A 24,325-nucleotide genomic window follows, 5' to 3' on the forward strand; every position below is an offset into this window, starting at 1 on the left:
CCGGTCTGATTGCCGGGCCGGGGAGAGGCTCACTTCAAGGCGGCTACCATCCCGGCGAAGGGTATGAGTACGCCTGCCGCTACGCGTTGTGCCCTATGGCTCAAATTTACATGCGGTCCGTCAGGCAGATGCGGCCACGGTTCAGATCCGAGTCTGACGCGGCCAGTATGATCTGACGCTGATTAGGGCTCTCGCGCGTTCGAGGCGAGATTACCTCGCCTGGACCGGCGCCAAGACCAAGTCGATGCCTTGCGAATGGACCCGACGCATTCGCAGAAGGGACAGGCTGGATTCAGAGACCGATATCGCGACGGTAGATCCCGTCATCCCAGTTTACAGCCGAGACACCCTGATAGGCCCGTGCCCTTGCCTCGTCCGGCGTTGCACCTGTAGCGCACACGGTCAGGACGCGGCCGCCGGAAGCGACGAGCTTGCCGTCCTGCATGGCTGTGCCGGCCTGAAACACCTGTACGCCCGGCACAGCATCGGCCCGTTCGATGCCTCGTATCACCCCGCCTTTGGCAGGAGTGCCCGGATAGCCACGCGCCGCCAGCACGACCGAAATCGAGGCCTCATCCGTGAAGCTGATGGCGGCGTCATCAAGCCGTCCCTCAGCCAGGGCCTTGAGCACGGGCAGCAGATCCGATTGCAGGCGGATCAGCAGGGCCTGTGCCTCTGGGTCGCCGAAACGCACATTGTATTCGATCAGCTTGGGGCCTTCCTCGGTCAGCATCAGCCCTGCAAAGATGATCCCCCTGAAGGGCGTCCCACGCCGGACCATCTCGGCCAGCATCGGGCGCACCATGATATCGAGCGCCTTTTCCTGCGCATCACGATCGAAATGGGGCGGCGGCGACACGGCACCCATGCCTCCGGTATTGGGCCCTGTATCCCCTTCACCAATGCGCTTGTGGTCGCGCGCGGCACCAATCAGCACAGCCTCGCCGTCAGAGCAGAAGGCGAACAGCGAGACTTCCTGCCCGACAAGACATTCCTCGATCACGATGCTGGCGCCGGCGGCACCGAAACTGCGATCGGTCAGGATGTCGATGATGGCGGCCTCGGCCTCTTCGAGCGTCAGGGCCACGATCACGCCCTTGCCGGCGGCCAGACCATCGGCCTTAATGACAATGGGGGCACCGCGGCGACGCACGAAGGCGAGGGCAGGTTCTGCTTCCTCAAAACGTTCCCATCGCGCAGTGGGAATACCGGCAGCGTCGGCCACATCCTTGGTAAAGCTCTTGCTGCCCTCAAGCGCACTGGCGGCCTGGCTCGGCCCAGCGCAGGCAATGCCGGCTTCGGCGCAGAGATCGGCGAGACCGGCGACAAGCGGCGCTTCCGGGCCGGGAACGACGAGATCGATTCGCTGTTCACGGGCGAAATTCACGAGGGCCGTGACATCGTCGGCGGCAAGAGGGACCAGCGTACCAAGCGTCTGCATGCCCGGATTTCCCGGTGCAATGAAGAGCGTTTCCAGCTCCGGAGAGCGGGAGAGGCAGGCTGCTAGAGCATGTTCGCGTCCGCCTGATCCGACAAGTAACACCCGCATTGTCATTCTTCCTGTTCTGACTGGTCGTAGCCCGCGTTCCGTAGCATAGACTGTGCTCATGAGCGAAAACGATCACAGCGCGAGCGGGAATGTCCCCGAATATTCGGTCAGTGAAATTTCCGGCGCCATCAAGCGTACGCTCGAAGGCAGCTTCGGCCGCGTGCGTGTGCGCGGCGAGATTACCGAACTCAAGCGCTATCCCTCGGGCCACATCTATCTCTCCCTGAAAGACCAGGGAGGCAAGATATCGGGCGTGATCTGGCGCGGCTCGGTCTCACGCCTTGGCATGGTGCCCGAGAACGGGGTCGAGGTGATCGCAATCGGCCGCGTTTCGGCCTATGGCGACAGGTCGAGCTATCAGCTTGTCATCGACCAGATGAGTTTTGCGGGTGAGGGCGCGCTTCTCGCCAAGATCGAGAAGCTGCGCCAGAAGCTTCTGGCTGAAGGGTTGTTCGACAGCGAGCGCAAGAAGCCGCTGCCCTTCCTGCCACGGCTGATCGGGCTCGTGACTTCGAGCCGCGGGGCAGTGCTGCACGATATTCTCACCACATTGTCACGCCGCTTTCCACGCCCGGTTCTGGTCTGGCCCGTGGCTGTGCAGGGTGAGGGCGCTGCGGCCCAGATAGCGGCGGCCATCGAAGGGTTTTCGAGCCCGACCCTGCCTGAAGCGTTCCGACCCGATCTGATGATCGTGGCGCGCGGTGGCGGTTCGCTGGAGGACCTCATGGCCTTCAATGATGAGTCGGTTCTCCGCGCCGTGGCGGCCTGTCCCATTCCGCTGATCTCTGCGGTCGGGCACGAAACCGATACCACCCTGATCGATTTCGTGTCGGATCAGCGCGCCCCCACCCCCACGGCGGCGGCTGAAATGGCCGTTCCCCTTCGTTCGGAGATGGTGGCCGATCTGGCTCATCGCGGCGCACGCCTTGCTGGTGCCCTGTCGCGGCAGCTGCAAATGGCCCGGGCGCGATATGACCAGATCGTTGCGCGCCTGCCCGATCTGCCGGGATTGCTGGAAACAGCGCGTTTCAGGCTAGACGAGCGCGGACAGCGTCTTGAGCTTGCCCTGCCCATGGTGGCGTCAAAAGCCCGGCAACGTCTGATGACGCTTGAGGGGCGCATGCCCTCGGCCGCTCATTTCATGGGCCAGAAGCAGGCGCGTCTTGGCCTGGCCAGCGCCGCTCTGGCTTCGGGCATCCGTTTTCGCATGCAGCAGGAGCGCGCGTCATTTACGCATGCGCGTCTTGGAACCGAAACGGTCAGCGCTCGTCTTGGTCTCGATCGGGCGAAATTGTCCGGTATGGTGGGCAGGCTTGAGGCCGTGTCGCCCGAGGCGGTTCTGGCCCGCGGTTACGCACTGGTGCAGGATGCACAGGGCAAGCCGGTAACAACCGCTTCCGAGCGGCCACGCGGCGGTGCCATTACGCTTCGTTTTGCAGATGGCACGCGCCAGGGACGGCTCGACCCTCTGGGAACGCAAAAGAAAGAACAGGGGGATTTAGGACTATGAAAACGCGCTTTGCACTCACACTGGCGCATGCCGGTCTGCTTGGGGTTTCGCTTCTGGCCGGGTGTGCCGACACGCCTGCGCCCCAGCCAGCTCAAGCCCAGACCCAGGCGCGTATCCCGCCGCAGGACTTCGCACCGGGCCTGACCGGCGAAACACCGCTGCCCGCCAATGAGGCGCAACTGACCAATGATCCTTCGGCCCCGGTCAACACCCCCCTTTGCGGCGCCGTGCAGCAGGAGACCAACCGTATGGGTGGGCAGGTGTTCAGCGACGGTCTGGCCTCAGGCAGCACCTGCCCGCAAAACGCCTGCTTTAACCCGCTGACAGGCACGTATATCGCAGCGACCGGGGCACCGAGCGTTTGCCGCTGAGTTGAGGCGGGTATCTTCCCCGGTTTCCCGACTGGAGGCTGTATTCAGTTGATAGTGCGATACGGTCAGGGAGCGAGCTCCCTTCGTTGAGACGGGGTGGCACTCGCTTGATGCGCGTATAACCCACGGGCGACTGTCGAGCGTGCTCGATTGGCGCACTGTTTCGCACGGTATGGGGTCGAGGCCGAGGCGAGCGCAGCCCTTGACTGCCAAGGTGAATACAGTTCTGCCTGCGCGTCACTGTGGCCGTTGGGCGTATCAACCTAGATTTATAGCGGAGATTGCGCGGTCACTCCGTGCCTATTCCGGCTTCAGGAAACTGCCTCTCTCGGGATGTCTTTTCGCGGCTGCTTGCGATACCGGGCCTCGCCATCCGTTCTCCCAAACCAAAAAAAACGGGGCGGTGTGAGCCGCCCCGTTTTCCTGCTTCAACAATGAAGTCTGATGCGGTTACCGCTTCCACCAGCCCGTACGGGGCTTGGCGGGTGCAACCTCATCGACATTGATGGGCTGCACGACCGGTGCTGCATCGTCGGCCTTGGCCTTGCCACGGCGGGCCGAGGTCTTGGCGGGCGCCTTCGCAGCCTGTTCCTCTGCCTTCACCGCGCTGTCAGTCTCAACGTCGCTCGCGGCTGCCTTGCGCGGCGTGCGGCCACGGCGTGGCTTGGGTGCATCGGCGGTTGCTGCTGCGGGTTCCGCGTCAACAGCATCACCTTCAGGCAGGGCAGCTGCAGCAGGTGCCTTGCGAGGGCGGCCGCGACGACGGGCTGCGGGCTTGTCCTGATCGGCCTCTGCCACAGCGACCGGCTCAGCCACGGAGGCTGAGTCCGATTCCACCGGCGCAGTCGGCGCGGGTTCGGCCTGCTCAGCAGCCACCGGACGACGACGCGGACGGCCACGCCCCTTGCGGGCACCAGCCTCATCACCCTCGCGAACGCGGCTTGCAGCCGTTTCGGCGGGCGCTTCCGCCGAGAGGTTGACGGCCGAAGCAGCGCTTTCAGCCCTTGCAGATTCCGCGCCAATGTCGGCCGCGCTACCTGCCAGAGTGGGCTTCGGCTCGTCATTGCGCGCAGATGGTGCGCCCAGACGGGATTCTGCCTGTTCGATCATATCGAAGATGTCGAACGAGGCCCCACCGAAGGGATCGGCCGGGGTGGGGCCATTCCAGCGGTTTTCCGGCTGGTTGCGACGACGATCCTCGTTGCCACGCTTGGCGCCATTGCGCTCACCGTTGCGATCCGCGTTATCACGCGTCTCAGCCTTGCGGGGCTCTTGGGCACGGGCTTCGCGCGGTGCTTCGGTCTGGCCGCGTTCCTCACGGGAGACACGACGCGTCCGCATGCGACGACGACCGGGAACGATCAGGGCTTTGCTGTCGCCAGTTGCCTGATCGTCGTGCGATGCCGCAACGTCCTGCTCAGGTGCCGTGCCTTCTTCGTCCTCTGCTTCATCAGAGACATCGGCCCCGGCTGCCTGCGGCATGTCGCGCGACTCATCCGAGCGTCGGCCATTGCGACGACGACGGCGACGGCGACGGCGACCGCCATCTTCACGGCTGCTTTCCTCGCGCGGTGCTTCGTCACGGCTTTCTTCGGCCGAAACCGCGCCCAGATCGGACTCCTCTTCCACAACGATGGAGGCAGGTGCGGCAGAAGTCGCTTCAGGCTCATGACGCTCGGGCTGCGGCGCGCGCTGCTCGGCAGGAACCTGCGGGCGCAGGCGTTCGATACGCAGATCGGCCGGTGTCAGGCTGTCATCCGGCTGGAACGACACGCGCATACGGTGGCGCTGTTCGATCTCGCCCAGCCAGTCGCGCTTGTTGTTGAGGATGTAGAGCGCGATGCCCGACGTGATGTGGACACTGATCTCGGCGGCTTTCTGCTTCAGCCCTTCCTCGTCCAGGGCGCGCAGCACATGCAGGGCGGCGCTTTCAATGCCACGCACATGGCCTGTGCCCTGACAATGGGGGCAGGGAACCAGAACGGCTTCCGAGATCGACGGGCGCAGTCGCTGGCGGGACATTTCCAGCAGGCCGAAATGCGAGATCTGGCCAATCTGGATGCGTGCGCGGTCAGAACGCAGGGCATCCTTCAGGCGCTTCTCGACCATCGCATTATGCTTGCGGCTTTCCATGTCGATGAAGTCGATCACGACAAGCCCGGCAAGGTCGCGCAAACGAAGCTGACGGGCGACTTCCTCAGCGGCTTCGAGGTTCGTGCGGACTGCCGTATCCTCGATATTGCGCTGACCGGTTGAACGGCCGGAGTTCACGTCGATCGAGACGAGGGCTTCGGTCTGGTTGATCACCAGATAGCCACCCGATTTCAGCTGGGCCGTGGGCGAGAAGATCGCGTCCAGATGGCCTTCAACGTGGTAGCGGCCGAACAGGCTCTGGCTCTGGTCACGCCAGAGTTTCACCTTGTTGGCGTTATGCGGCATCAGAAGACGCATGAACTCACGCGCATTCTTCCAGGCCGGCTCACCATCGATGATGATTTCTTCGATGTCCTTGCTGAACAGGTCGCGAATGGCGCGCTTGATCAGATTGGCTTCTTCATAAATCAGTGTCGGGGCGACCGATGACAGCGTATGGTTACGGATATCGTCCCAGAGCTGAAGCAGATATTCGCAGTCACGCGTGATTTCGGGCCCCGGACGCTGCGCACCAGCCGTGCGCACGATCATGGCCATGCCGCGCGGCAGGTCGAGCTCGGCAATGATGTCGCGCAGGCGCTTGCGATCGCTGTCGGATGTGATCTTGCGCGATACGCCGCCGCCGCGCAGGGCATTGGGCATCAGCACGCAATAACGTCCCGCCAGAGACACATAGGTAGTCAGAGCCGCACCCTTGTTGCCGCGCTCTTCCTTGACGACCTGAACGAGCAGGATCTGGCGACGGCGAATGACTTCCTGGATCTTGTAGTTACGCAGGAAGCGTGCCGTGCGACGGGCGGCTGCACCCTCGTCACCCGTGTCATGCTCACCACCAACGGTCTCGGGGCGGGCTTCGAAATCGGGCTGCTCTGCAGGCTCGGCCTGTTCCGCATCCGCAGTGGTCTCGGCGCCTTCGTTCTCGGTCTCGACGCGCTCATCGGCGCGGAGATCTTCGTCCTGAAGGGCGAGAAGCTTTTCGCGGTCGGCAACCGGGATCTGGAAATAATCCGGATGGATTTCGCTGAAGGCAAGGAAGCCGTGACGGTTGCCGCCGTAATCGACAAAAGCAGCCTGAAGGCTGGGCTCTACGCGAATGACCTTGGCGAGGTAGATGTTGCCCTTGATCTGCTTTTTTGATGATGTTTCGATATCATAATCTTCGAGACGATCACCATCCATGACCACAACGCGGGTTTCTTCCGCGTGTGTGGTGTCGATCAGCATACGCTTGTTCATAAATAAGGAGACTCCGGTCAGCCCTTGTCACGGCCGGTATCGAACCCTGTGCAGACACAGTGGCGTTTCCGGCGCGCGCGGCAGAATGTCGAGGCGTGGTTTGTGAGAAAGAGCCATCAGACCAGCGCTCGCGGAACAGCGTCGGACACAGGTCGATGCCTGCTCCGGTAGTTTTCCACATAACGAGACTGGCAGATTTCATGCGGCCCCTGCGAGTTGTCATCTGCGCCCAGGCTTGGAAGACTGACCTCTCTTGTCGTCCCGCGGCTGTGCCTGCGGGAGGGAGGGGGCTCTTGCAAACCATGATGACGCGCGAAGCATGCCAGAAAACGGGAGCGGCGCGTGGAGAATGCCCCTCTAGACGGGGCTCTGTCCTAGCGCCGGATCGACCGTATCGTGATCCTTCTCCCACAGGATGACGGAAAATGCCGTGCTATGCAAGATGGCGGCCATCGCCTTGTTGACACCTTATTTTTTGATCAGAAGATGCGCTGTCATCTCTCTTCACCGGGGCCGCCTATGCCTGTTTTCGATCCGACCCGCCGCAAGGTGACGCGACTTCTGGGGGGCTCGCTGGCCACAGGTACGCTGCTCGGTGTGCGCGCTGCGCGTGCGGAAGGCCACCGGGCAGCCCATCACGCAGCGCAGGGGGCGGGCAGCCATCATCTGACGCCGCACGCCAGCGGCAAGGCGCCTGCGCTGGTAGGCAAGGCCGCACCACCGCGCCCTGTGATCATGCTCGACCCCGGTCATGGAGGCAAAGACCCAGGGGCGATCGGTGTGAGCGGCACCTATGAGAAACACATTGCCGCGGCCGCAGCGCAGGAACTCTATCATCAGATTAGAAGTGCCGGACGCTATGATGTCGTGATGACGCGAGCGGACGATCATTTCATTCCGCTCGAGGGGCGCGTGGATCTTGCGCACCGCCACAAGGCGCAGCTTTTCATTTCCATGCATGCTGATGCCCTTCATGACCCGGAGGTGAGGGGCGCCAGCGTTTATACGCTTTCCAACGGTGCATCAGACGCGCAGACTGCCTCACTCGCCCAGACCGAGAACAGCGCCGACCGGTTTGCTGGCCCGGCGTTTCACGGCATGTCCTCCGAGGTGCAGGCCATCCTCGCCAGTCTGGTGAACGAGGAGACGAGGCGGGGGTCGGCGCATATGGCCGCCAGTGTCGTATCAGCTTTCCAGCCGCGTATCGGCCTGCTGCGCCATCCCGCGCGCCATGCAGCCTTTGTCGTGCTCAAATCGGCGGATATTCCCTCTGTGCTGGTCGAAATGGGTTTCATGTCCAACCGGCATGACGAGGCGGCCCTGAGGCAGGGAGGCTATCGCAAGCAGGTGGCGATCGCCATGAGCGCGGCAATCGATCGCTATTTCGCCGGATCTGGCATGAATATTGCGCATTCGGGCTAGAAAATGATGCGACTGCGCTAGGCAAGAGCTGGTCTTTTACAGTAGGAAGGGCGTCATGAACATTCTGGCGCCCCTTTCGAGCATAGGATCCCGTGCAGCAGCACGCGCCGATCTGTGCCCGGGCCTCCTTCTTCGTACGCTTCGACTTATCTGCCCCTGAGCGCATTTTGCGGCCGGTTCGACCGGCGCGTTCAGGGGTTACGATCCTGTTGTTCAAAGCCACGAAAAGACAAAGCCATGACCATCATCCATCCTTCTTTTGGCACGGTTGCTGACGACCGCGTCATCATTTTTGACACCACCCTGCGTGATGGCGAGCAATCGCCCGGCTTCTCGATGAATCTGGAAGAGAAGATCCGTATGGCGAAGGCTCTTGAAGAGCTGGGTGTCGATGTGATCGAGGCCGGGTTCCCGGTTGCGTCGCCCGGCGATTTTGAGAGCGTGCAGAAGATTGCCGAGACGGTCCGCGAGGCCGTGGTGTGTGGTCTGGCCCGAAGCGGTGGCAAGCGGGACATCGAGGCCGCAGGCGAGGCTATCGCCAGGGCGCCGCGTCGTCGAATTCACAACTTCATCTCCACCTCCCCGCTGCACATGAAGTACAAGCTGCGCATGGAGCCTGAGACGGTTCTGGAGCTGATTGCCGAGGGCAACAAGGCATCGCGCCACTTCACGGATGACGTGCAGTGGTCGGCTGAGGATGGTTCACGCACCGAGCCGGATTTCCTGTGCCGTTGCGTGGAAATGGCGATCCGTCATGGCGCGACGACCATCAATATTCCTGATACGGTTGGCTTCACCACGCCGGATGAATTGCAGGCTATCTTCACCATGCTGCGTGAGCGCGTGCCGGGTGCGGAAAAGGTCATCTTCTCGACCCATAACCACAACGATCTGGGTCTGGGTGTTGCCAATACGCTGGCAGCAGTCGCCGGTGGTGCCCGCCAGATCGAGTGCACGATCAACGGTATTGGTGAGCGTGCTGGCAACGCGGCGCTCGAAGAAATCGTCATGGCGATCCGCACGCGCCGTGACAAGATTCCCTTCCAGAACCGCATCGAAACGCCACGTCTGCTGGGTATCTCGCGCCTGCTGGCCAATATCACCGGCTTTGACGTGCAGCCCAACAAGGCGATTGTCGGGCGCAATGCCTTTGCTCATGAGAGCGGGATCCATCAGGATGGCATCCTGAAGAACGCAGCGACTTACGAGATCATGACGCCGGAGAGTGTGGGCTGGAGCAAGACATCGCTCGTTCTGGGCAAGCATTCGGGGCGCGCTGCCTTCCGCGACAAGCTCAAGGCGCTGGGCTATGACCTGCCGGATGAGAAGATCCAGGATGCGTTCGAGCGCTTCAAGGTTCTGGCGGATCAGAAAAAGACCGTATTCGACGACGATATCCGCGCCCTGGTCGATGACGAAACCCGTGATCACGACCGTATCCGCTTTGTCGCGCTGGAGTTGACGGCTGGCTCGAAGCGTCCGGCCGAAGCAGCGCTTGAATTGCTCGTGGATGGTGTTGTGCGCACGGCAAAGGTCAGCGGCAACGGTCCTGTCGATGCTGCCTTCAAAGCAATTGGCGAGATCTTCCCGCATGAGGCCGAGCTGGCGCTGTTCTCTGTCGGCGCCGTGACCGAGGGCACGGATGCCCAGGCCAAGACGACTGTCCGCCTGCAAGAGGGTGGCAAGATGGTGGATGGTCAGGGCGCTGATGCCGACACGATCGTTTCCGCAGTACGTGCCTATGTTCATGCGCTGAACAAGCTGCTGGTCAAGCGTGCCCGCAGCGAGCCCGAGGCGCTTAACGCCTGATCAGAAGGCGGATCGATGTTTTCAAGCCCCGGCGGCCTCAGGCTGCCGGGGTTTTTCATGGCACCATGAGGCTGCCATGAACTTGCGCCCGCTTATGGAAGCAGTAACGGCCCGGGATAAAAGAAGACGCCCCGAAGCGGCATCGCTGCGGGGCGTCTTCCGTGTGGTGTTCAATACGGCGAAGCCGTTGTGACTAGTATCCGTAACCCTGGTTATAGGCTGGATAACCTTGCTGGGCCGGATACGCAGCCTGGGGCTGCGCGGGATAGGCCGGAGCGGCGTAGCCGTTCTGGCCATTATTGTAATAGGGCTGCTGATAGCCCTGTTGGGGCGGGGCCTGGTTGTAGTAACCACCCTGGTTGTAATACCCGCTTTGAGCGTAACCCCCTCCAGGCCGGTTCGGCGTGGTGGCCGCACCACCAGCCGCGCCGACCAGTCCGCCTGCCAGCGCGCCGATCGCTGCTCCACGTCCGCCACCCGCAAGGGCGCCGATCGCCGCACCTGCACCGCCACCGATCAGGGCACCCGAACCGGCGCGCGAGCCTGGGTCATAGGGGCTGCCGCAGGCGCTGAGCAGGGTACACAGACCCACCGTACCCAGAATAGCCAGTGGCCATTTGCGGCGTGAGGGGCGGGGCGAGGAAGCAAGTATCATGACACGCTTTCAGCGGGTAAGAGATCAGTAACCGGAACGCGGGCGATTGGGCGTGGTTGCGGCACCACCAGCAGCGCCCAGAGCGCCGCCAGCAAGAGCGCCAATGGCGGCGCCACGGCCACCACCGGCCAGCGCACCAATGGCAGCGCCACCACCAGCACCGATCAGGGCACCGGAACCAGCGCGTGCGCCGGGGTCATAAGGATTGCCGCAAGCGCTCAGGCCCAGCATGCCGAGACAGGCCGAAGCGGCCAACAGCTTGCGCGAGCTACGGAAGGAAACACGCTTGGTCATAGTTCTTGTATCCTAGGTCATTTGTCCAACACTGTCAGAACGGAGTGGTTTTTGGTGAGTTTCCTCAAGCCACTGAGTCGTGAACAGGTTATGAACAAATAAGCCGATGACTCGGGTTGGGAGCATGTTCGCATCATGGCCAAGCTGGGACGATTTGTAACGCAAGGTAACTGATGCGATAAAGCATGGCTACGGCGGTGTTTGTGGTCATTAAACTGCAATTTTCCCCAATCACCCCTTGCCCCCCACACGGGGCCCCGGTAAGCCACCCGCCAGAATATCTCGCGCCATGACTTCAGCCCGCCAGGGGCTTGCGTAGCCCCCAAGGGGATCGTGCAGGCAAGATGGAGGCAGGGCGCGACCCGCGCGCGCAAAACCTTTCAGCCAGGAGGCTTGAATGTTCTCACGTCTGCTGGGTCTCATGTCGGCAGACATGGCTATCGACCTCGGCACCGCCAACACGCTCGTTTATGTCAAGGGACGGGGTATCGTCCTGGATGAACCTTCTGTCGTCGCCATCGCCGAGGTGCGCGGCAAGAAGCAGGTTCTTGCAGTTGGTGAAGAAGCCAAGCTGATGGTCGGTCGCACGCCGGGCAATATCACGGCCATTCGCCCGCTGCGTGATGGCGTGATTGCCGATTTCGAAGTCGCGGAAGAAATGATCAAGCATTTCATCCGCAAGGTGCACAACCGTCGCGCCTTTGCCAGTCCGCAGATCATCGTCTGCGTGCCCTCGGGTTCGACTGCGGTCGAGCGTCGCGCCATTCAGGAAAGCGCCGAAAGCGCCGGTGCACGCAAGGTCATGCTGATCGAGGAGCCCATGGCTGCTGCCATCGGTGCAGGCCTGCCGGTGACGGAGCCTTCAGGCAGCATGATCGTCGATATCGGCGGTGGTACGACGGAAGTGGCTGTGATCTCTCTTGGTGGCATCGTCTATGCGCGTTCGGTGCGCGTCGGCGGCGACAAGATGGATGACGCGATCATTTCCTACATCCGCAAGACCTTCAATCTGCTCATTGGCGAGAGCTCGGCTGAGCGTCTGAAGATTGATATCGGTTCGGCCTGCCTTCCCGATGACCCGCGCGACCCGGGGCCGGTAAAGGAAGTCAAGGGGCGCGACCTCATCAACGGCGTGCCGCGTGAGGTTCTGGTGAGTCAGGCACAAGTGGCCGAGAGTCTCTCTGAACCCGTCATGCAGATTGTTGATGCCGTCACAACGGCGCTCGAGAACACGCCCCCTGAACTGGCTGCGGACATCGTGGACAAGGGTATTGTGCTGACAGGCGGCGGCGCACTGCTCTATCGTCTGGATGATGTCCTGCGCAATGCGACAGGTCTGCCGGTGACAGTGGGTGAATCGCCGCTCTCCTGTGTTGCGCTCGGTACCGGGCGCGCGCTTGAGGAGATGCGTCGCCTGCGGAATGTCCTGATCTCGATGTACTGATAGCCAGGGAGCATCCCGTCGATGCTGTCGATACAGGGACGACATGCACTCGCGAAGCTGATGCTGCCGTTTTTCTTTATTCTGGCGGTCGGGTTGATCATGCTTGGTCTGACCCGACGTCCGGCGGTTGATTCCCTGCGCATGAAGCTCGCCGACGGGCTCTCTCCGGCTTATCGCCTGATGGCGGCCCCAGGTACAGGTTTAGGGCACCTCCGCCAGTCTCTTGTCGGGCTGACCGATATCGCCGGCGAAAATGCTCGGCTACGGGCCGAAAACCAGAAACTGCGCCGTTGGTATGATGTTGCTGTAGCCCTCGCGGATGAGAATGCGCAGCTCAAGGCCAGCCTGCACTGGATTCCTGACAACGCGCCCAACTTCGTCAGCGGTCATGCCCTTCGCGATGCGGGCGGGTTGTATGGCCGTTCCATTCTGCTGGCAGTGGGTGACGATCATGGAATCGTGCCGGGTGACGTCGCGCTCGATGCCTCAGGCCTTCTGGGTCGCGTAACCGAAACCGGGTCGCATACAGTGCGTATCCTGATGATCAATGACGAGGCGAGCCGTATCCCGGTCATGCTCACGGCGTCACGCGGCAACGCCATCATGGCCGGCGATGGCTCGCTTTATCCGCGTTTGATCTATTATGCGCAGGATAACCGCCCGGTAGAGGGTGAGCGCGTGGTTACAGGCGAACAGCCCGCACCAGAAGGACGTGATCACGGGGCTTTTGCGGGCATGCCGGGTGGGCTGGTGGTCGGCACTGTGCATTACCTGCGTCCCGGTTCACCGGTCGTCGTGCCGGAGGCAGCGCTGGATCACCCTGATATCGTTCGTGTGTTCAATTACATGATCGCTGACCATAACGGTCCCGATGCCCCGGGGCGCGTCCATCTCACCCCGCCCATGCCGGTTTCGCCGGAACTGCCCTTCGTCCCGTTCCAGAAGCCCGTGCGCGGGCAGGGCTGAGACCATGGTTTCCCATCGTCTGCCCCCTGAGATCCATCCCGGCATTGCTCCCCGACAAACCCTGCGTCGGCGTATCGACGGTCTTGTACGCGCTCTCATGCCGTCGCTTTTCGTGGTCGTCTGCGCACTCATTCTCTCGGCAGGGCTTGGTCTGCCGGGCCAGAGTGAACTCTGTTTCGGCATCGCGGCGAGTACCGTGTTTTTCTGGTCCTCGCATCGCCCCCAATCCATGACGCCTTTCATGACGTTCTGTGTGGGGGTGATCTGCGAGGCGCTGAGCTTCGGGCCGCCGGGTGTGTTTCTTTTCTCGATGCTTGTGTTTCATGGCGTTGCGCATCTGTGGCGCTATGGTCTGAGCCGGATCAGCTTTCTGTTCGGCTGGGCGCTGTTAGGGGCTCTTGCCCTTGTTTTGTCGTTGTTTGGATGGATCATCGCGTGTATCGGGTCGTTGACATTGCTGTCTCCGGGGCCGAGTCTCTTTCAGGCAGCGGTGACGATTGGTATCTATCCGACACTGAGCGCGCTGTTTGCCTGGGCGCGTCGTACAGTGGCCAACCCCGAGCAAGCCTGAAGGCCGCGACTTGACCCTTACGTCCCGTTACAGCGCAGTGCCTTGTGTTGAACGTCCGACCGGCGAAGGCGATGTTGTGACCTGTCTCAGGCCCGGGATCCTTGCCGCGTGATGAGAAAGAACAGGCGGACTCCACCTTCCCGGGCACGTGCCAAACGCGAGGAGATCACCCCCTCGCGTGGTGTCTTTACGCGCAGGGCGCTTCTTGTTCTCGCAACGCAGGCCGGCGTGCTCAGCGTGCTTGGCAAGAAGCTTTACGATCTTCAGGTGCATGAAGGGGACCACCTGCGCGATCTGGCGGCGCGCAATCGCACAAGCAAACGATTGCTGGCCCCCGCGCGTGGCCAGATTGTCGATCGCTTCGGCATCCAGCTTGCTGGCAACAAGGTCAACTGGCGGGCGCTTCTCATGCCCGAGGAGACGACCGATCTGCACGCAACGATCGCCCGTTTCGGTCAGATCATCGCGCTGGACGAGCGCGACCAGGCCCGTATCGAGCGCGACCTTCGTCATATCCGCAAATATGTGCCTGTTGCGCTCAAGGACTTCCTGAGCTGGGACGATATGGCGCGTATCGAACTGAACGCGCCTAGCCTGCCTGGCGTGCTGATCGATGTGGGAACGACGCGCCTTTATCCCTATGGACCGCAGCTCGCCCATATCGTCGGTTACGTTGCCCCGCCTAACGAGCGCGATGTGGCCTCAAGTCCCATGATGGCGCTGCCCGGTATGCGCGCAGGTCGCGCAGGCATCGAGCAGACACAGGATCTGCTGCTGCGTGGCGAGCCGGGCTCGGTTGAGATGGAGGTCAACTCCAAGGGTCGTGTCATGGGCGAGATGGACCGCCTGGACGGTCAGCAGGGCGATGAAATTGTCCTGACCATCGACGCCGGCTTGCAGCAGATGGTGCTCAACCGCATTGGTGATCAGGCAGCGAGCGTTGTGGTGATGGATTGCCGCAACGGCGAAGTTCTGGCCATGGTCAGCACCCCGTCATTCGACCCGTCGCTTTTCGATTCCGGCGTGAGCCATGCGCAATGGATCGAGTGGACGAACAACGTCCGGACACCGCTCATCAACAAGACCGTGGCGGGTGTCTACCCACCGGGCTCGACATTCAAACCCGCCGTGGCGCTCGCCGCGTTGCAGTCAGGGCAGATCAGCCCTCAGGACCGGTTCACCTGCCCTGGTTATTACGATATGGGCGGCGTTCGCTTCCATTGCTGGTCGCGCTGGGGGCATGGCAGCATCACCATGCAGCAGGCGCTCATGTATAGCTGCGACGTCTATTTCTATCTCGCAGCGCGCAAGATTGGCATGGAGCCGATCAAGGCGATGGCCAACGGGTTTGGTCTTGGCACCAAGCTCGATATCGAATTGCCCCATACACGTGCGGGTGTGATCCCCACGCCGGAATGGCGGCAGAAGCACGGCTTCCACTGGAATGGTGGCGACACGGTCAATGCCGGTATCGGGCAGGGCTTCGTGCAGGTGACGCCGCTCGAGCTTGCAACCTATGTCTCGCGCATCGCCTCTGGCCAGAATGTCACGCCGCATCTGGTGCGCAAGGTGAATGACAAGGATTCCGAGCACACGCCGCTTGATGCTGCGCCTGTGCTCGATATTCCCGATACGCATCTTGCAGTTATCCGGCAGGGGATGTTCGATGTGGTCAATGCACCACGAGGCACTGCGCCCAAGGCCCGGCTGAACATTCCCGATGTGGCCATGGCAGGCAAGACCGGCTCCGCGCAGGTACGACGCGTTTCACGCGCCCTGCGTGAGAGTGGTCACTTCAATTCGATGAACCTGCCCTGGGAAGAGCGCCCCCACGCGCTGTTCATCTGTTTCGCTCCTTATGACGCGCCACGCTACGCGATTGCCGTTGTGATCGAGCATGGCAATGGCGGTGCCGATGCCGCGGCGCCTCTGGCGCGTGATATCATGACCGACACGCTCACGCGCGACCCGGTCAATCATGACCATGCCCCCGGTCAGGCCGTCGCGGACGCCGAGTAATGAACTGGCAGAAACGCCTGTGGCGTCCCGAGCCCAGTTTTAGGCTTCTGGGCAAGCTTCTCCAGATCAACTGGCTCTACGTGCTTCTCATCTGCGCTCTGGCCGGGGTTGGCTATCTCGCGCTCTATTCAGCCGGAGGCGGCACGGCCAAGCCTTTCGCACGCCCGCAGATGGTTCGGTTCGGCTTCGGTCTGGTGATGATGATCGTGGTTGCGCTTACCAGCCCCAGAGTGCTGCGTCTGCTCTCCATTCCGATTTACCTCATGGCCATCACCCTGCTGACCCTCGTGCTGCGCATGGGCCATGTGGGCAAGGGCGCAGAGCGCTGGATCAACCTGGCCGGTATCCAGTTTCAGCCCTCGGAATTCGCCAAGATTGCTCTGGTCCTGGCTCTGGCAAGCTGGTTTCATCGCATCGACATCAAGCGCATGGGCAATCCGCTCCGATTGATCCCGCCCGCCTTGCTGACGCTCCTGCCAGTGGTTCTGGTGCTCAAGGAGCCCAATCTGGGTACGGCTGTCATCATCGGTCTCATCGGCGCGACCATGTTTTTTGCTGCGGGCATGCGCCTTTGGCAGATCGTGTTGCTGGTGGCGCCGGTGCCGTTTCTCGGCAAGTTCGTCTATGCGCATCTGCATGACTACCAGAAGGCCCGCATCGACACCTTTCTGCACCCTGAGCATGACCCGCTTGGCGCTGGCTATAACATCATCCAGTCCAAGATCGCCCTTGGCTCGGGCGGGATGTGGGGCGAGGGTTATCTGCGCGGGACGCAGGGGCAGCTGAACTTCCTGCCGGAAAAACAGACCGATTTCATTTTCACCATGATTGGTGAGGAATGGGGCTATGTCGGTGCGGTGTCGGTCATTGGTCTTCTGGCCACGCTTGTGGTGGGGGGGATGCTCATGTCCATGCGCAGCCGCAACCAGTTCGGGCGGCTTCTGGCTCTGGGCATCTCGGTCGATTTCTTCCTCTACTGCGCGGTCAATCTGTCGATGGTCATGGGGGTCATTCCGGTGGGTGGCGTGCCGCTGCCCCTCATCTCCTATGGCGGTTCGGCCATGCTCACCATGATGTTCGGCTTTGGCCTGCTGCTTTCTTCCTGGGTTCATCGCAACGAGCGCGATGTTGTCGAGCGCAATCCGGATCTGTGAGAAGGATCAGACCGCCGAGCCCGGCGATGCTGCGTGCCTATCATGACACGGCGTATCGGATCGCGCCCTTTACCCTGCGTATCGGGCAGACACTCAGGCCGTGGCCTTTTTCTGTTCCGGCGCTTGTGCTGATCGGGGCCTGTAATCCTGGCGGCAGGCGTATGCCTGATCGGTACAATCAGCGCGCCATGACGGCTTTGCATGCGATACTCGACCGAGCATTGCGTTTGTCTGGCTCAGAGCTCACGCCAGCGGTGCTCGGCGGTGAGGGTGTGCTGGGGCAGTGGCAGGAGCCGTTTTTCGCAGTACCGCTCGCGCCTGACAGAGCCCGTGTACTGGGCCGGCAATTCGGTCAGAATGCCCTCGTCATCGCACGAAGGGGACAAAAGGCCCGGTTGGTGTGGCTATGCGACCGCCTTGGGCCAACCGAAACGTTCAAAGCAAGGCGATAAACGCGTTCTCTGCGGGGGAAAGCGCTCTGGCGTTGCGCACAAGCGAGAAATGACGTTCGGGAAAGCGGATGCCGACATGATGCAGCAGCCCGTTCTCGATCAAGCCAGCGACCACACTGGCCGAAAGCACCGTGGCTGCATTGCCGGTCGCGACAGCATTGGCGATTGCCTCGTTGGATGTCAGCTCCATCACGATGGGCAGGGCAGCGCGGTCAACGCCCCAGTCTGCCACCGCTTTCTCGAAGCTGGCACGGGTGCCTGAGCCTTTTTCGCGCAGGATCCAGTCTGAACCGGCAAGGTCCTGGGGGCAGGGCGGATGGCGGGCCCATTCGTGTTCGGGAGTGACCACGAGCAAAAGCTGATCGGTTGCGATCGATGTGGCTGTCAGGGTGGGGTCCGTCACAACGCCCTCAATCAGCCCCATGGCCAGCGTATCGTCCAGCAGATGCTGACAGATATCCTCCGTGTTGCTGATGGTGACTTCCAGCGTGATAGCCGGATGCTGTTCATGAAAGCGGTTGATACGGGCGGGCAGCCAGTAGCTGGCGATAGTCTGGCTGGCCCAGAGATGCAGCGACCCCTCATCAAGCGTCGTCAGGGCGCGCATGCGCCGCTGGGCCGCACCAGCGCGTTTGAGAACTGCACGGGCTTCCTCCAGAAAGAGCCCGCCTGCTTGTGTCAGGCGTATGCGCCGACCGATACGGTCGAAAAAGACGAGGTCGAATGTCTGTTCCAGCGTCATGATGGCATGGCTGACGGCTGACTGGGTCAGGCAGAGCGCCTCGGCTGCACGGGTCATATGCTCGCGTTCCGCGACCGCCACAAAGATGCGCAGCTGGTCAAGGGTCATGAAGGCAGAACGCCGAGCAGCGAGAGCAGAATGGCGCCGATCAGGGCGCAGAGGAGCAGACAGAAAATACCCTCCAGTCCACTGAGCGTTATCTCACGGGGTTCCTCTGCCGAGAGGGCTTCCTTTACCTTGCGAAACCGCCACCAGCTGGCAGGCAGAAGCGCAAGCCCGGCACAGATGGTGGCGACCCCGATCCAGGCTGAGGACCCCGGCAGAACCGGCATGGCAGCATGATGCTCGCTGCTGATAAGGCGCAGAAAGATGTTGAATTTTGCCAGCATGCACCCGATGGCGACCATCGCCAGCGCCGTACGCACCCAGGCCAGAAAAGTGCGTTCATTGGCGGCGTGGTCGGTATAGCGGGCAATCATCAGGAACGGCTTTCATGACGGGGGAAGCAGACGCGCCCTTTGGTGTCTGAATGGCTGAAGGGCTGGCGATGCGTGTGGCGAGATCATAGGCCTGCTGGCGGATTTCCGGAATGGCGATGGATTCGAATAGTGTTCCCAGTCGGGCGGGTCCCAGCGTGTAAAGGGCATGAGGGCTTCCGCCACTGACGTCGATCAGCCTGCCATCATTGCCCGTCTCCAGCCCGGCGCCCCGGTGGCCTTGCGAGGCGAGCCCCGAAGCAAATAACTGCTCAAGCAGGGCCGATCCGACACGCGTGTAGTCGAGATCGGGACCTGTGCAATTCAGCACATGATCAGCGCGAAAGCGCGTCTGGCCCCCGGCATGGCTAGCTGTCACGATCAGGCCTTCAGGCTGCGCCTCGATATGCGTGACGCGGCCGGCATGAAGTTCGAGCGTGCCCTCCTGCAGGGCATCGTGCAGGAAAGCGGCGATCTGTGGTGCGATGCGGTGACGCGCTACATCCCATCGACGCCGGAGATGACGATTGAACCGCGCCTGTTCAGTCTGCGAAAGCGCCACCCATAAGGTATTGGTGATGGGACGCAGGCTGTCGATCGCACTGCGCCAGTCCAGTCCCTGCCTCAGCGCTGCATGAAACTCGCGGACATACCGGCTGAGACGGGCGCCTTTCTGATCGGCGCCTTTTTCGACGCTGATAACAGGCGCGACGGATTTCTGGCCGGGTTTATGAGACTTCGGCAGGCTTGCATGGCCTGACAGGAGATGGATCGGTCCCGCATGTCCGGCGAGGCGCGCCTTCATGACCATGTCGATGGCGGTGAGGCCACTACCGATCATCAGTAATGTTGCCTCAGGGGCAAACGGGGTGAGGCGGCCCTTCGTGGCCATATCTTCGGCAGCGGCATTGCGGTAACCGGCTCCGCTATCCCAGACATTATGACGATAACGCGGGTCGTGCATGATTTCAGGGGGTGCGCCACGCAGCATGGCAGGCGGGAAATTGCCGAGAGCCAGAACAACCTGCTGCGCCATGACGATTTCTCCGGAGGCCAGAACAAGCCGGAAACCCCTAGCGACAACATCGCATGCCACCACCTTGCCCTGCATGGAGATGACGCCGCTTTCGTCAAACAGGTGCTGGAGGTAGAGGCCGTAAATCGCGCGGGGGATGAAGGCATCGGGTGCGATGCCCGGATCGATGTGCCGATGCAGCCAGTGCACGAAATGATCCGGCTCGCCCGCCAGCCCGCTCATGCCGCAGGCTGGAACGTTGAGCAGGTGGCCGATGCACCGCGTGCCATAGGCCACCCCGAGAGCCGGGTTGGCGTTGGGATCGATGATCAGACAATTCCGTGCGTGCCGTCTTTTCAGCACATGGGCGAGCAGGGTTGCGCTGGCTCCCCCGCCGATGATGACAATCTCATATAGCCTGTCCATGGTTTCCTACTCCCTCGCGTCTCAGGGAGTATCAGGGGCGCGGGTCAATCGATCCAATTGATATTATGGATCGAACCAATCGATTTTCATGAACAGTATCCGTCGTGCGGCGGCAGTTTGTCGCAGGCATCATATCCTTGGGGTTCCTGCTTAGGTATTGAACAATCGCCTAGGAAATATGGGGGCTAGGGACAGGAACCAGCGCCCGACCCGTAAAACTGTTGCGCGACTCCGGATCGAGACTTGAAGATCGCCTCACTGACTCTTCGGGAAGGTTCGAGATGATCCAAGACCGTGTGCGGATGATGATCGTTGTGGCCTGGGTGGCTGCCTCATGGCCTTATCCGGCCCGCGCGAAAGGGTTCTCGACCGTCCTGCCGCTCCGGTTCGATATGCCTGCCAGCAATATGGTTCCGCCCTCAAATGACCCTTTGGCGGGATCGGGACGCTGGGAGCCTGCGCCAATGCCTCGCCCAATGGCGGCACCGCCTTTACGGCGTACCACGATTGGCAGAATCGTGGATTTCGGGCGGCAGTTTCTCCCTGTAGGGAATGGAGCGCCGGGGCACGATCCGACAACAGGCACATCGATCGGTGCGTTTGGACCGGCCTATCAGGATGCCAGTCTGGTCGGCCACGGACGCGCCCCGCCGGGCGAGACAATAGGGCACTAACTGGAAGCCTGACGCGGGCCGCTTCTTCGTGCGGTCAGTACGCATCATGGACGGAGCGCAGGCGCGAGGAACCCTGCGTGACTCTATCTGGGGTCTGGGAAGCTTGAGGCGTCACCGTTCATGAGCCGGAACCGGGAACGTGTGGGAGCACTTCCGCGGGATCACGCCGCAAGTCGTTTGCAGGGCTTTGATATCAAGCAACACCCGCGACGATGCATTTCCCAAGCACAGATGGGCGCTTTTGTCTGATAGGAAGATAGACTGTGGCTGACAAAACCGCCGGGTACAGCTTGCGGCCGCATTATCCGCAGGCTGGCTATGCAAGCGTTGTCGGCGGTGCTGCCTCGGCGGAGGCTGGAGCCTCCTGTCTCCAGCGCCTCAGGCGCTAAAGACAGGGGCAGGTATCAATATCAGCCTTCGATCTGGCCGAACTCGGCAATCTCGGTCAGTGTCTCACCAATCTGGGCCAGAAGGCGCAGGCGGTTGAGGCGTCGAGCGGGCTCGGGATCATTGACCGTCACCTCGGCAAAGAACTGATCGAGGCTCGGGCGCAGCCCTGCTGCCACACGCATGGCATCGGCAAAGCGCTCCGCTATCAGGGCGTCATGGATATCCTTGCGGGCGTCCGCAAGAGCGTGGCCCAGAGCGCGCTCCTCATCCTGCACATAGAGTGCCGCATCGGGTTCACCCTGATGCGGGCCGTCCTTGCGGTTCTCGATACGCAGGATATTGGCGGCGCGCTTGCTGGCAGCCAGCAGGTTGCGTCCGTCATCCGTGTCCACCATCTCGGCCAATGCCGAGGTACGGGCCAGAAGGCGTACGAGGTCGCCATCCAGTCCACCTGCCAGTGTGGCGGCGAGCACATCATGGCGCTCGCCCTCGGTGCGAAGCTGTACGCGCAGGCGCTCGGCCAGGAAGCCGGGCAGGGCGGCAAGCTCGCCGCCTTCGCGCAGGCCTTCGGGCAGGTTCTGCGCAGCCTGTGCGATCAGGGCTGTCAGATCGAGGCGCAACTGGTTGTCACGGATGATGCGGATGATCCCTAGCGCCGCGCGACGCAGCGCATAGGGGTCGCCGGAGCCGCTCGGTGTCTCGCCCATGGCGAAAAAGGCCGTCAGCAGATCCAGACGGTCTGCCAGAGCCACGGCGACCGAGACAGGCGCGCGCGGTGTGTCGTCATTCAGGCCGCGCGGCATGTAATGCTCTGCCACCGCATCCGCAACCGCATCGCCTTCGTGGTCATGACGGGCGTAGTAGCCACCCATGATCCCCTGAAGTTCGGGGAACTCGCCAACCACGCCGGTGGTGAGATCAGCCTTGGCCAGCAGGGCGGCCCGTTTTGCGTGGTTCTGTGCGGTGTCATCCAGCCCCATTGCCCGCGCCACGGTACCGGCCAGCGTCACGATGCGCTGGACGCGCGCGCCCTGACTGCCAAGGCGGGCATGGAAGGTCACGGCATCGAGCGCCGCAACACGATCGGCCAGCGTCGTCTTGCGGTCGAGATCCCAGAAATGGCGGGCGTCGGCAAAGCGTGCCCGCAGCACGCGCTCATTGCCTGCAATGGTCAGGGCGCCACCATCGGCAAAGTCCATATTCGCGATGAATGCGAAATGCGGTGCTGCCTTGCCGTCTGCCGTGCGCAGCGCAAAATAGCGCTGGTTGATGCGCATCGAGACCTGCATCACCTCAGGCGGCAGGTCCATATAGGCGTCGTCGATACGCCCGAGCAGGGCAACGGGCCATTCGGCCAGACCAGAAACTTCCTCGACCAGCTTGTCATCCTGCACTAGGGTCAGGCTGGCCTTCTCTGCCTGAGCCTGCAACCCGTCGCGAATGATCGACAGGCGTTGCGCCGGGTCGAGCACGACCTTGCGGGCAAACAGCTCGCTCCTGAGCTGCTCGAAGGACGTCACCTCGAACGCTTCCGGTGCCATGAAACGATGGCCTTCGGTCTGCGTGCCGGCCACGAGCCCGTGGGCATCATCGTTGTCGGTAGCGAGGCTGAAAGGCACAAGCTTGCCGTCAAGCAGGCAGATCACGCGGCGCAGGGGGCGTACCCAGGTGAAAGCGCTGCCCTGTCCCCAGCGCATCGATTTGGGCCAGGGAAAGCGCCAGAGCAGGCCGGGAATGGTCGCAGCAATCTGCTGGGAAGCGGTGATGGCTGGCAGTGTGCGATTGAGCACCCAGAAACCGTTTTCGAGCACGAGCGCATCGCGCTCGGCACCGTGCTTGCGAAGAAAGCCGGCGAGCGCCTGTTCGGGCGCGCTCTCGCGTGGGCCGCGCTCGGACTGCGTCGTTTCGGCAATCTGATCGTTGATCTCAAGCGAGACGCCGATACGACGCGCGCCCCAGAAAGCCGTGACGTTTACCGGTGACAGGGGCGACAGGGCTTCACTGACCAGACGGGCCAGATCCTGCCCCGCCGTTTCCTGCATCCGGGCAGGAATTTCCTCGCAATCGAGAACGAGAAGGAATTCGGCCATTATTTCGACTCCTCGTCGCAAGCAAGCCAGGTTTCGCAGCAGAGCTTCGCAAGATTGCGCACGCGACCAATGTAAGAGGCACGCTCCGAGACCGAGATCACACCGCGTGAGTCGAGCAGGTTGAACAGATGGCTGGCCTTGACGCACTGGTCATAGGCAGGCTGGGCGACACCGGCTTCTGCCAGACGGACAGACTCCGCCTCGGCATCACGGAAGTGACGCATGAGCATTTCGGTATCGGCCAGCTCGAAATTGTGACGCGAGTAATCCTGCTCGGCGCGCAGGAAGACATCGCCGTATTTCAGGCCCTGACCGTTGAAGTCGAGGTCATAGACGTTTTCGACGCCCTGCACATACATGGCCAGACGCTCGAGCCCGTAGGTCAACTCGGTTGAGGGTACGACGGTCGGGATGCCGCCAACCTGCTGGAAATAGGTGAACTGCGTGACTTCCATGCCATCGCACCAGACTTCCCAGCCCAGACCCCAGGCGCCGATGGTCGGGTTTTCCCAGTCATCTTCCACAAAGCGGATATCGTGCTTTTCCGGATCAATCCCGATGGCACGGTAGCTGTCGAGCAGCAGGCGCTGGCTGTCCTCGGGTGTTGGCTTGAGCAGCACCTGATACTGGTAATAATGCTGAAGACGGTTCGGGTTTTCGCCATAGCGGCCATCTGAGGGACGGCGGCAGGGCTGCACATAGGCGGCCTTCCACGGCTTGCGCCCCAATGCCCGCAAGGTGGTGTGCGGCGAGAGCGTGCCCGCGCCAAGCTCTGTGTCATAGGGCTGGAGCAGGGCGCAGCCCTGTGCCGACCAGAACTGGTGCAGGCGCAGGATCAGATCCTGAAAGGAAAGGGGGCGTCCGCCGTTTTCGGGCAAGGGGGTCAAGGATCGAGGCTCCGGTCTT

Annotated in this window: 20 protein-coding genes; 11 read left to right on the plus strand and 9 right to left on the minus strand. The window is 61.9% G+C overall.

Annotation, left to right across the window (positions count from 1 at the left end):
- Positions 1–292: 292 nt before the first annotated feature.
- Positions 293–1,549, minus strand: a complete 1,257-nt coding sequence (gene purD, locus P5689_RS11905; RefSeq protein WP_285533311.1) for a phosphoribosylamine--glycine ligase — start codon at positions 1,547–1,549, stop codon at positions 293–295.
- A gap of 58 nt (positions 1,550–1,607) precedes the next feature.
- Here purD and xseA point away from each other — a divergent pair, with 58 nt between their 5' ends.
- Together xseA and P5689_RS11915 are read left to right on the plus strand one after the other, a co-directional pair.
- On the plus strand, positions 1,608–3,059 hold the full coding sequence (gene xseA / locus P5689_RS11910; RefSeq protein ID WP_285533312.1) for an exodeoxyribonuclease VII large subunit: 1,452 nt from the start codon (positions 1,608–1,610) through the stop codon (positions 3,057–3,059).
- On the plus strand, positions 3,056–3,430 hold the full coding sequence (locus P5689_RS11915; RefSeq protein ID WP_062164180.1) for a hypothetical protein: 375 nt from the start codon (positions 3,056–3,058) through the stop codon (positions 3,428–3,430). The genes xseA and P5689_RS11915 overlap by 4 nt, the downstream gene beginning before the upstream one ends.
- 450 nt (positions 3,431–3,880) lie before the next feature.
- Here the strand turns inward: P5689_RS11915 and P5689_RS11920 are convergent, their stop codons facing one another.
- Entirely contained in the window at positions 3,881–6,820 is a 2,940-nt protein-coding gene (locus tag P5689_RS11920) for an Rne/Rng family ribonuclease (RefSeq protein WP_285533313.1), read from the minus strand.
- A 519-nt stretch (positions 6,821–7,339) separates the two neighbouring features.
- On the opposite strand from P5689_RS11920, the gene P5689_RS11925 reads away from it, so the two are divergent.
- Entirely contained in the window at positions 7,340–8,242 is a 903-nt protein-coding gene (locus tag P5689_RS11925; protein ID WP_285533314.1) for an N-acetylmuramoyl-L-alanine amidase, read from the plus strand.
- A gap of 237 nt (positions 8,243–8,479) precedes the next feature.
- Complete coding sequence (locus tag P5689_RS11930; RefSeq protein ID WP_285533315.1) at positions 8,480–10,051, plus strand: 2-isopropylmalate synthase; 1,572 nt, start codon at positions 8,480–8,482, stop codon at positions 10,049–10,051.
- Positions 10,052–10,244: 193 nt separating this feature from the next.
- Here the strand turns inward: P5689_RS11930 and P5689_RS11935 are convergent, their stop codons facing one another.
- Both P5689_RS11935 and P5689_RS11940 read right to left on the minus strand, forming a co-directional pair.
- Positions 10,245–10,706 carry a hypothetical protein gene (locus tag P5689_RS11935; RefSeq protein ID WP_083510696.1) on the minus strand — a complete coding sequence of 154 codons (462 nt, stop codon included), beginning with the start codon at positions 10,704–10,706 and terminating at the stop codon, positions 10,245–10,247.
- Between the two features lie 24 nt (positions 10,707–10,730).
- Positions 10,731–11,000, minus strand: a complete 270-nt coding sequence (locus P5689_RS11940) for a hypothetical protein (protein WP_031240782.1) — start codon at positions 10,998–11,000, stop codon at positions 10,731–10,733.
- Between the two features lie 397 nt (positions 11,001–11,397).
- On the opposite strand from P5689_RS11940, the gene P5689_RS11945 reads away from it, so the two are divergent.
- The 6 genes from P5689_RS11945 to P5689_RS11970 all read left to right on the plus strand — a co-directional run bounded on the left by P5689_RS11945 (position 11,398) and on the right by P5689_RS11970 (position 17,606).
- Complete coding sequence (locus P5689_RS11945) at positions 11,398–12,444, plus strand: rod shape-determining protein (protein ID WP_023978674.1); 1,047 nt, start codon at positions 11,398–11,400, stop codon at positions 12,442–12,444.
- A 21-nt stretch (positions 12,445–12,465) separates the two neighbouring features.
- A complete protein-coding gene (gene mreC, locus P5689_RS11950; protein ID WP_285533316.1) occupies positions 12,466–13,410 on the plus strand; it encodes a rod shape-determining protein MreC in 945 nt (314 codons plus the stop codon).
- A 4-nt stretch (positions 13,411–13,414) separates the two neighbouring features.
- Positions 13,415–13,981, plus strand: coding sequence for a hypothetical protein (locus P5689_RS11955; RefSeq protein WP_285533317.1), 567 nt, complete (start codon positions 13,415–13,417; stop codon positions 13,979–13,981).
- 108 nt (positions 13,982–14,089) lie between these two features.
- Positions 14,090–16,000: a penicillin-binding protein 2 gene (gene mrdA / locus P5689_RS11960; protein ID WP_408868546.1), complete on the plus strand. Its 1,911-nt coding sequence runs from the start codon at positions 14,090–14,092 to the stop codon at positions 15,998–16,000.
- Positions 16,000–17,154, plus strand: a complete 1,155-nt coding sequence (rodA, locus tag P5689_RS11965) for a rod shape-determining protein RodA (RefSeq protein WP_023978670.1) — start codon at positions 16,000–16,002, stop codon at positions 17,152–17,154. The genes mrdA and rodA overlap by 1 nt, the downstream gene beginning before the upstream one ends.
- A 26-nt stretch (positions 17,155–17,180) precedes the next feature.
- Positions 17,181–17,606, plus strand: a complete 426-nt coding sequence (locus P5689_RS11970; protein WP_285533319.1) for a DUF3293 domain-containing protein — start codon at positions 17,181–17,183, stop codon at positions 17,604–17,606.
- On the opposite strand, the gene P5689_RS11975 is transcribed toward P5689_RS11970, so the two are convergent.
- From P5689_RS11975 to P5689_RS11985, 3 genes are read right to left on the minus strand one after another with little or no spacing between them, the layout of a single operon-like run.
- The gene (locus tag P5689_RS11975; protein WP_285533320.1) at positions 17,590–18,456 is read right to left on the minus strand and encodes a LysR family transcriptional regulator; all 867 of its coding nucleotides are present in this window, start codon (positions 18,454–18,456) and stop codon (positions 17,590–17,592) included. The genes P5689_RS11970 and P5689_RS11975 overlap by 17 nt on opposite strands.
- A complete protein-coding gene (locus P5689_RS11980; RefSeq protein ID WP_023978667.1) occupies positions 18,453–18,827 on the minus strand; it encodes a YidH family protein in 375 nt (124 codons plus the stop codon). The genes P5689_RS11975 and P5689_RS11980 overlap by 4 nt, the downstream gene beginning before the upstream one ends.
- The gene (locus tag P5689_RS11985; protein ID WP_285533321.1) at positions 18,793–20,265 is read right to left on the minus strand and encodes an FAD/NAD(P)-binding protein; all 1,473 of its coding nucleotides are present in this window, start codon (positions 20,263–20,265) and stop codon (positions 18,793–18,795) included. Before P5689_RS11985 ends, P5689_RS11980 begins: the two co-directional genes overlap by 35 nt.
- A gap of 281 nt (positions 20,266–20,546) precedes the next feature.
- On the opposite strand from P5689_RS11985, the gene P5689_RS11990 reads away from it, so the two are divergent.
- Positions 20,547–20,939: a hypothetical protein gene (locus tag P5689_RS11990; RefSeq protein WP_285533322.1), complete on the plus strand. Its 393-nt coding sequence runs from the start codon at positions 20,547–20,549 to the stop codon at positions 20,937–20,939.
- A gap of 410 nt (positions 20,940–21,349) precedes the next feature.
- On the opposite strand, the gene glyS is transcribed toward P5689_RS11990, so the two are convergent.
- Entirely contained in the window at positions 21,350–23,419 is a 2,070-nt protein-coding gene (gene glyS, locus P5689_RS11995) for a glycine--tRNA ligase subunit beta (RefSeq protein ID WP_285533323.1), read from the minus strand.
- Positions 23,419–24,306 carry a glycine--tRNA ligase subunit alpha gene (locus tag P5689_RS12000; RefSeq protein ID WP_285533324.1) on the minus strand — a complete coding sequence of 296 codons (888 nt, stop codon included), beginning with the start codon at positions 24,304–24,306 and terminating at the stop codon, positions 23,419–23,421. Before P5689_RS12000 ends, glyS begins: the two co-directional genes overlap by 1 nt.
- Positions 24,307–24,325: the final 19 nt, after the last annotated feature.

It is taken from the genome of Asaia sp. HumB, from assembly GCF_030263835.1.
Lineage (GTDB): Bacteria > Pseudomonadota > Alphaproteobacteria > Acetobacterales > Acetobacteraceae > Asaia > Asaia bogorensis.

Excerpts from the sequence above, each read along its gene's own strand:
- purD (WP_285533311.1), bottom strand. The coding sequence starts at position 1,549 with ATGCGGGTGTTACTTGTCGGATCAGGCGGACGCGAACATGCTCTAGCA.
- xseA (WP_285533312.1), top strand. The coding sequence starts at position 1,608 with ATGAGCGAAAACGATCACAGCGCGAGCGGGAATGTCCCCGAATATTCG.
- P5689_RS11915 (WP_062164180.1), top strand. The coding sequence starts at position 3,056 with ATGAAAACGCGCTTTGCACTCACACTGGCGCATGCCGGTCTGCTTGGG.
- P5689_RS11920 (WP_285533313.1), bottom strand. The coding sequence starts at position 6,820 with ATGAACAAGCGTATGCTGATCGACACCACACACGCGGAAGAAACCCGC.
- P5689_RS11925 (WP_285533314.1), top strand. The coding sequence starts at position 7,340 with ATGCCTGTTTTCGATCCGACCCGCCGCAAGGTGACGCGACTTCTGGGG.
- P5689_RS11930 (WP_285533315.1), top strand. The coding sequence starts at position 8,480 with ATGACCATCATCCATCCTTCTTTTGGCACGGTTGCTGACGACCGCGTC.
- P5689_RS11935 (WP_083510696.1), bottom strand. The coding sequence starts at position 10,706 with ATGATACTTGCTTCCTCGCCCCGCCCCTCACGCCGCAAATGGCCACTG.
- P5689_RS11940 (WP_031240782.1), bottom strand. The coding sequence starts at position 11,000 with ATGACCAAGCGTGTTTCCTTCCGTAGCTCGCGCAAGCTGTTGGCCGCT.
- P5689_RS11945 (WP_023978674.1), top strand. The coding sequence starts at position 11,398 with ATGTTCTCACGTCTGCTGGGTCTCATGTCGGCAGACATGGCTATCGAC.
- mreC (WP_285533316.1), top strand. The coding sequence starts at position 12,466 with ATGCTGTCGATACAGGGACGACATGCACTCGCGAAGCTGATGCTGCCG.
- P5689_RS11955 (WP_285533317.1), top strand. The coding sequence starts at position 13,415 with ATGGTTTCCCATCGTCTGCCCCCTGAGATCCATCCCGGCATTGCTCCC.
- rodA (WP_023978670.1), top strand. The coding sequence starts at position 16,000 with ATGAACTGGCAGAAACGCCTGTGGCGTCCCGAGCCCAGTTTTAGGCTT.
- P5689_RS11970 (WP_285533319.1), top strand. The coding sequence starts at position 17,181 with ATGCTGCGTGCCTATCATGACACGGCGTATCGGATCGCGCCCTTTACC.
- P5689_RS11975 (WP_285533320.1), bottom strand. The coding sequence starts at position 18,456 with ATGACCCTTGACCAGCTGCGCATCTTTGTGGCGGTCGCGGAACGCGAG.
- P5689_RS11980 (WP_023978667.1), bottom strand. The coding sequence starts at position 18,827 with ATGATTGCCCGCTATACCGACCACGCCGCCAATGAACGCACTTTTCTG.
- P5689_RS11985 (WP_285533321.1), bottom strand. The coding sequence starts at position 20,265 with ATGGACAGGCTATATGAGATTGTCATCATCGGCGGGGGAGCCAGCGCA.
- P5689_RS11990 (WP_285533322.1), top strand. The coding sequence starts at position 20,547 with ATGATCCAAGACCGTGTGCGGATGATGATCGTTGTGGCCTGGGTGGCT.
- glyS (WP_285533323.1), bottom strand. The coding sequence starts at position 23,419 with ATGGCCGAATTCCTTCTCGTTCTCGATTGCGAGGAAATTCCTGCCCGG.